6 protein-coding genes are annotated in these 4,548 nt (G+C 59.8%); all 6 read right to left on the bottom strand.

Going from position 1 to position 4,548, the window contains the following annotated elements; genetic code table 11:
• A partial coding sequence (locus tag HU766_RS25875; RefSeq protein ID WP_186661813.1) for a site-specific integrase occupies positions 1–999 on the bottom strand: 999 nt, incomplete at its 3' end.
• Between the two features lie 379 nt (positions 1,000–1,378).
• A complete protein-coding gene (locus HU766_RS25870) occupies positions 1,379–1,672 on the bottom strand; it encodes a hypothetical protein (RefSeq protein WP_047594653.1) in 294 nt (97 codons plus the stop codon).
• On the bottom strand, positions 1,672–2,943 hold the full coding sequence (locus HU766_RS25865) for an AAA family ATPase (RefSeq protein WP_186661804.1): 1,272 nt from the start codon (positions 2,941–2,943) through the stop codon (positions 1,672–1,674). Before HU766_RS25865 ends, HU766_RS25870 begins: the two co-directional genes overlap by 1 nt.
• Complete coding sequence (locus tag HU766_RS25860; RefSeq protein ID WP_186661801.1) at positions 2,940–3,347, bottom strand: virulence-associated protein E; 408 nt, start codon at positions 3,345–3,347, stop codon at positions 2,940–2,942. The genes HU766_RS25865 and HU766_RS25860 overlap by 4 nt, the downstream gene beginning before the upstream one ends.
• A 295-nt stretch (positions 3,348–3,642) precedes the next feature.
• The gene (locus tag HU766_RS25855; protein WP_186661799.1) at positions 3,643–3,912 is read right to left on the bottom strand and encodes a hypothetical protein; all 270 of its coding nucleotides are present in this window, start codon (positions 3,910–3,912) and stop codon (positions 3,643–3,645) included.
• The gene (locus tag HU766_RS25850; protein WP_186661797.1) at positions 3,909–4,067 is read right to left on the bottom strand and encodes a hypothetical protein; all 159 of its coding nucleotides are present in this window, start codon (positions 4,065–4,067) and stop codon (positions 3,909–3,911) included. Before HU766_RS25850 ends, HU766_RS25855 begins: the two co-directional genes overlap by 4 nt.
• Positions 4,068–4,548 lie beyond the last annotated feature (481 nt).

Raw genomic sequence — 4,548 nt, 5'->3', positions numbered from 1 at the left:
GTCGTGGCTGGTCCACTGGCGGTCACTCAGTTCGGCAAACACCAGGCTCGCTGCGGTTGCGCTCAGTGGCCCGCGCCGGCTGGCTGGGAACAGGTAGGCACCGTGATAGCCCTGGGCGGCCTGTTGGGCCTGATAGCGGCTCAGCAGTGCACAAGCCTGGCGGGTGAGCGGCAGGGTGTGGTTCTGCTTCGTCTTGGTGTCGTCAGCTGGGATGAACCACTGGCCGGCCTGCAGATCGACGTTGCGCCACAGCGCGCTGCGCGTCTCACCCAGGCGGGTACCGTGGCACAGCATCATCAGCGCCAGCAGCGCATTACCAGGCCGCGCCTCGCTCCAGCCTGCCAGCTTGGCCAGCAGATCGGGCAAGTCTCGCTCCCGCAGCCGTGACGACTTGGGCTTGATCCGCACCCCAACGAAATCCCCGAAGCGCAGTGCACTCATGGGATTCTGCTCGATCATCCCAAGCCGGTGTGCCTTGCGCATGGCCACCGCCAGCACGTTGAACACCAGGCGCACGAACGACAGGGCATAACGCTCTTGCAGTGGCCACATCAGGCGTTGATCGAGCGTGGCCTTGCTCACCTCGGCCAGCGGCAAGTCATGCAGCCGTGGCGCAAGGTGGCAGGTGATGGCCGACTTCGCGCCGGCCTTGCGCTTGGCCGACAAGTTGCGGTCGCGCAGCATACGATCCAGATACCAGTCCAGCAGCTCTCCAGTACGGCTCCAGGTGCTGGTCAGCGAGGTGGCCTCGGCGTCTGCGGCACGGCGCCCCAGGATGGCCGGCAGCGCGGTCAGCATGGCCTTGGTGGTCAAGCTGGGGAAGTCGCCGGCCTTGCCCCATTTGCCCCTGACAACAACGTGCCAGGCACCCCGTGTGCGGTCGACGGTGGAATAGCGGAATCGCAGCTCGGGGTAACGCGGGTCACGCAACTGGCGCACCGGCTGGCCGGCTTGCTTGCGTATCTCGCTGTCAGTCAGGGTGATGTGTTTGGTTGTCATGCTTGCTCCTCAATATGAGGGTGTCGTTTCACCGAACGAGGCCAGATGATCCGAATCAGACCAAATGAGCCGATTCGGATCATTCCGCCACTGTGTAGAAAGCAACACACTGTGGCGTTTTCTACACAGTGGCTGACCGGCCAGGCCGGCTGATAAGGTGGGAAAATCCCGTATTTTCTCGATGCGGGATTTCCCGCTTTGACCGGGCATTCGAGGGAAAGCAACCGCCTCGGAAATAAATCCGAGCAAGGCCGGAAATAAGTCCGTGTTGTAGGGGGCATTCGTTGACTGCCCAAACCACTCTGTTCCGCCTGCCGGTGTGAGGAAGTCCCACTTCGCCAAGCGCTCGACGAGGGGTGGCCGAGGTATCTGCGATCGATCATGGCCCCACCTCTGCACCTGGCCAGCGCACACGAACATCAGCCAAGGCCTCGTCGCGGGTGATCGGCTCGCTGATCATGGTGAACGGCCGGCACCCCGGCACCAGCACCGTCCAATTGCAGCGGCGCTCCAGGCCATCGTTCGCTGCCAGCTCGGCCAGCAGCGCCAGCCGGTTGGCTTTGACGTACTTGCGCACATCGTCGGTGAGCTTTGAGGCGGGGGAAATCCGCACCCGCATACCTTGCTTCTTTGCGGAAAATCCACGTTCCAGCAGGTAGTCGAGCGCGGCCATCACAGGTCCTCCGCGTCATCATCCAGCGATGGAAGCGGCGCGCCACCCGGAGGCGGATCTTCCTGCTGATTTTCCCACTCGTGCCCATCTTCCTTACTCGTGCCCACGCCAGAGGATGGGCACGAGTAGGATTCTGAGGGCACGAGTGGTTGAAAGGGCGCGAATGAGCCACCCGCTTGGGGTAATGACCAGAACGACTTCACATCCTTTTTATTGCCGGTTCTGGCGGTGACAACAGACAGCTTTTCCCTGGCTCGGCGAATCTGTTTTTCGGTGTAGCCATTGCGCCTCATCAGGGCTTTTGCTTCATTACTTTCGAGCGGGTTGTCCTTCAAGATCCGATATAGGCAATCGCTGGGATCATCCAGGTCTTGTGCCTCCTCATCACTGGATGCCTCCGCTTCTCCGAGGATCTCCCGGGCACTACCTTCGATGGCTGCGCCCCACACCACGCGAGTGGCTTCGATCCCATCTCCGATGTCGCATGGCTCGATGGTGTAGGAGACCCCTCCCTCGTCAGCGCCGATGTTCGACTTCGCTCGCGCCAGCACGCGTTGGTCGGAGTCTTCCTGCTTGGCAGCTACCAGTACCGTGCGCGCCAGCGCCGAGAACGCTTGCGAGCCAATAACTCGATCAGCAGGCGACGAGCCAGCACCACCCTTGGCGAAGTGGGAAATTCCCACCACGGCGCAAAGGTTCTGCTCGGCGAAGTCCACCACGCCTTGCAGCGCCCGACGCACATCATTGGCCTTGTGCATGTCACCCTTCACTGCGCTGACGATGGGGTCGAGCATCAGAAGCGATACACCGCCAATCTCGCTGGCCGTTTCACGCAAACGGACAATGTCGTTGGCTGGGTCGAATGGATCGGCGTCGCCCCTAGCGTTCGTGAGCCCCTGGATGATGTAGACGCGGCTCATGTCAGCGCCAGCAGCGGTCAAGCGAGGGATCAGCGTATCGGCTGGATCATCCTCACTCGACCAGATGAGTGCATTACCCGGCTCGCTACAGCGGCTGCCATCGGGCCAGCGTCCACCAGTGGTGATGGTGGCGATCAGACCGATCAGCAGCGTGGTCTTCCCGGTACCGCCAGCGCCGGCGAGGATGTGCAGCTTTCCTTTGGCCAGCCAGCCAGGCCACAGCCAGCGGATGGGAACGGCCTTGATTGTCGACGCCTTAACCGCATTGACGCGCCATAGGGGGGTTACGTTTTCACGATTGATGGGGCTAAGAGGCTCGGTCCATTCTTGTGCAAAGCGATCTGTAGTCATTTGACCCCCAGGCGCAGCTTGGCGAGGTTGAAGCGCGCCAGGTCGTCACCCTCCAACTTCCCTTGTCGCTGGAGAGGGTGGCCGATCCGATAAACCATGCGCTCATGTTCAATTGCCGCCTTACTTGGGCCGCGCCTCGGTTTTTTATCGCCGGGAAACAAGTCTCGCAAATCCAGACCAATTGCCGAGACAATCTCTTTTGTTGTGCAGCCGGCCCAGCATTTGAGCAAGACGACACCGTCCGAAGTTTCGCTAATTGCCAAACTGGGGTGCTTGTCATTGTGTGCGGGGCAGCAGGCTTTCCACTTGTCGGCGCCAGCAGACTTAACTTTGTCTAATCGGTTAAGCACTTTATCCAGGCAAGCCGATCCCATCGGCGCATGTGCACCGTTTTGGATGTTCATGGTTATGCTCCGGGTTTGACTTCGGACAAATGGAGAGTTGCTGCAGCGCTTGTGTCAGACAAGTTAGCAACGAGATTGCCTAGGCTTTCGAGAAGCCAGCCTATATCAGTTACTGCCCCAGGGTTCAGGCCGGTGTCGTCGTTCGATGCTGTACAAGCCAGCAGGTGGCCTATGCCTGATATCCCATGCGCGAGTACCGACACACAGCTTTCAGTCGCCTGCTCTGTCGCTTTAAGCTGACCGGGAGTCATGTTCTTTAGCGCTTCGTGGCGTGGTAGGAGATCGTTCCAGTAGCTCATTGCACACCCCCGACTTCGTTCGCGCTGTAGCTATAGCCGACATACCGGTGCCGCCAGCAAAAGTTCTGCGAGCCGAGTTTGACGTTATCGAGCTGCGCGTAAAGGTCTTTCGAGATCGGATGCTGCTGACCAAGAGCCGGGATAATCATCGCCGTAAGGATACATTCGAGCTTTTTGAACGCCTCCCTAGCCTGGTTTTGGTGATGGCATTCGAAATCGGCGAGAACGGCCGGCTCCAGCACTGTTTGCTTCGGACCACGGATCATTGCTCACCTCCTTGGGCTTCCAGGGCGCGGGCTTGATCCATGTGATGGTTGTAGCGCTTCAAGCGGACGGACAGGGACGAGTTTGCGCGGAGGGCGCTGAGGGCCATCTTTCGATGGGCAAGGGCGCGGATTTTGGACGGAATGAGGGCAGTCATGGTTGTAGCTCCTTGATTTGGGGAGCTGCCACGGATCGTCGCCAAACGATTTAGGGTGGCAGCTGTACGCAGGTTGGCGAACCGGGAATCAAGGAACCCGGCAGACCCGAAGGTCTCCCGCGCACAGCCACCATAAAGCCGAATGCTGGGAACAAAAAAAGCGCCAGATTCAGTTGGGGCGCTTATGCGCCTTGATTTGTACGGGTCGCCAAACCCGGTCGCTGAATTTGCAGCGACAACCGGACGATACAGCGAGCGTTGGATGGGTGCAAGTCTTACTCGTGCCCATTTTCTCCACTCGTGCCCGTCCCTGTGAGTGGGCACGAGTGAGAAATATGGGCACGAGTAAGGAGAAAGGGCATCAGTGGAGCGTGTCCGCTCCATGAAGCCCACATTCCAAGCGACTACCTGAAGCCCGATGCTGCGCTCCCGATTTCTTTCTGGAGCCAGTCCGCCATGATGCGTCCCGACAGCAAAGTCG

The organism is Pseudomonas sp. SWRI77 (assembly GCF_014269105.1).
Taxonomy (GTDB): Bacteria; Pseudomonadota; Gammaproteobacteria; order Pseudomonadales; family Pseudomonadaceae; genus Aquipseudomonas; species Aquipseudomonas capeferrum.
This window is presented reverse-complemented; position numbering and strand designations above follow the sequence as displayed.

Coding starts and splice junctions, on each gene's coding strand:
- HU766_RS25870 (WP_047594653.1), bottom strand. CDS start 1,672: ATGGCCGCGCTCGACTACCTGCTGGAACGTGGATTTTCCGCAAAGAAG.
- HU766_RS25865 (WP_186661804.1), bottom strand. CDS start 2,943: ATGACTACAGATCGCTTTGCACAAGAATGGACCGAGCCTCTTAGCCCC.
- HU766_RS25860 (WP_186661801.1), bottom strand. CDS start 3,347: ATGAACATCCAAAACGGTGCACATGCGCCGATGGGATCGGCTTGCCTG.
- HU766_RS25855 (WP_186661799.1), bottom strand. CDS start 3,912: ATGATCCGTGGTCCGAAGCAAACAGTGCTGGAGCCGGCCGTTCTCGCC.
- HU766_RS25850 (WP_186661797.1), bottom strand. CDS start 4,067: ATGACTGCCCTCATTCCGTCCAAAATCCGCGCCCTTGCCCATCGAAAG.